Below are 1,534 nucleotides of genomic sequence, written 5' to 3'. Positions count from 1 at the left end.
GTTATGGGTTATTGAGCATTTGCTTGCGCTCGCTAGACCTATTGCACGGACCGTGCCACCTACCAGGAAAGTCCTAAGCCTTTGAAAAATAAAGAATAGCTCAGCCAACAGGGAAGTGAAGTGTTTGGCGCAACCAAACTCCTTTTTGAAAATTGTTTGCGCAGTCCCGCCACCCGAAATGCAAAAAGCCCAGCGCGAAGGCTGGGCTTTTTTAATTCTGGTGCCGGCTGCAGGACTCGAACCCGCCACCTGATGATTACAAATCAACTGCTCTACCTGATGAGCTAAGCCGGCTGTAAAACTAAGTCGGGCGATTATACGTTATTTGATGCGAGTGAGGGTGGGTCGTCCGCCCTTTTTTGGAGGCTCGTCATCCGGACCGTTGTCATTGCCGTCTTCAACGCGCGGGGCGCTGATGGGGACGGAGGACAACACCGGTGCCGCAGGCTCTTCAACAACCGGCGCTGGTACCGGAGCAGGTGCCGCCGGTACGGTGCCCAGCAGTGGCTCGAATGCCATGCCCTGGCCGTTCTCGTTGGCATAAATCGCCATTACGTTATTGACCGGCACATAGATCTCCCGCGACACGCCATTGAAGCGCGCGTGGAAGTGGATCGCGTCGTTATCCATCTTCAGGCCGGAAGTGGCGCCGAAGCTGATGTTGAGGACGATCTCGCCCTTTTTCACGTATTCCATCGGTACCTGGGTCGCGGAATCGACCTTGACGGCCAGGTAGGGGGTATAGCCGCTGTCGGTGCACCATTCATAGATGGCGCGCAGCATGTAGGGCTTGGTGGAGATTTCTGCCATGGTCTTGCTTCATCAAACTGGGGGCGCCGCTGAGCGGCATGCCCCCGAGGGCCACTTCAGATCAGCGGCGCATTACTTTCTCGGACGGGGTCAGCGCCTCGATGTAGGCCGGACGCGAGAAGATACGTTCAGCATACTTCATCAGAGGGGCAGCCGTCTTGGAGAGCTCGATACCGTAATGGTCCAGGCGCCACAGCAGCGGCGCCACGGCCACGTCCAGCATCGAGAACTCGTCGCCCAGCATGTACTTGTTCTTCAGGAACAGTGGAGCCAGCGTGGTCAGGCGATCGCGGATTTCGGCGCGGGCCTTGTCGTGGTTCTTGTCGTTCGCCTTGTTGCGCTCGCTTTCCAGCGTGTGCACGTGAACGAACAGTTCCTTTTCGAAGTTGAACAGCATCAGGCGGGCACGGGCACGCATCAGCGGATCAGCCGGCATCAGCTGCGGGTGCGGGAAGCGCTCGTCGATGTATTCGTTGATGATATTGGATTCGTACAGGATCAATTCACGCTCGACCAGGATCGGAACCTGGCCGTACGGATTCATGGTCGAGATATCTTCCGGCTTGTTGAACAGGTCAACGTCGCGCACTTCAAAGTCCATGCCCTTTTCGAACAGGACCAGACGGCAGCGTTGGGAAAATGGGCAAGTGGTACCCGAATAGAGAACCATCATTTTGGTAGTTCCTTAGAAACAAAGGGGGCGAAACCGCGAACGGTTCACCCC

2 protein-coding genes and 1 tRNA gene are annotated in these 1,534 nt (G+C 56.5%); all 3 read right to left on the bottom strand.

All coding sequences use genetic code 11. The annotated features are described in order from the left end of the window. Positions 1 to 218: 218 nt before the first annotated feature. Positions 219 to 294, bottom strand: a tRNA-Thr gene (locus tag AB4Z11_RS31320). A gap of 27 nt (positions 295 to 321) precedes the next feature. Beyond that, positions 322 to 810, bottom strand: a complete 489-nt coding sequence (locus AB4Z11_RS31315) for a ClpXP protease specificity-enhancing factor (RefSeq protein WP_442030025.1) — start codon at positions 808 to 810, stop codon at positions 322 to 324. A gap of 61 nt (positions 811 to 871) precedes the next feature. After that, positions 872 to 1,483 (bottom strand): glutathione S-transferase N-terminal domain-containing protein, encoded by a 612-nt coding sequence (locus AB4Z11_RS31310; RefSeq protein ID WP_442030023.1) that lies wholly within the window; start codon positions 1,481 to 1,483, stop codon positions 872 to 874. Positions 1,484 to 1,534 lie beyond the last annotated feature (51 nt).

The organism is Pseudoduganella sp. RAF53_2 (assembly GCF_052113985.1).
Lineage (GTDB): Bacteria > Pseudomonadota > Gammaproteobacteria > Burkholderiales > Burkholderiaceae_D > Rugamonas.
This window is presented reverse-complemented; position numbering and strand designations above follow the sequence as displayed.

What these genes read in the sequence shown, in the direction of transcription:
- AB4Z11_RS31310 (WP_442030023.1), bottom strand. Translation starts at nt 1,483, where the DNA reads ATGATGGTTCTCTATTCGGGTACCACTTGCCCATTTTCCCAACGCTGC.
- AB4Z11_RS31315 (WP_442030025.1), bottom strand. Translation starts at nt 810, where the DNA reads ATGGCAGAAATCTCCACCAAGCCCTACATGCTGCGCGCCATCTATGAA.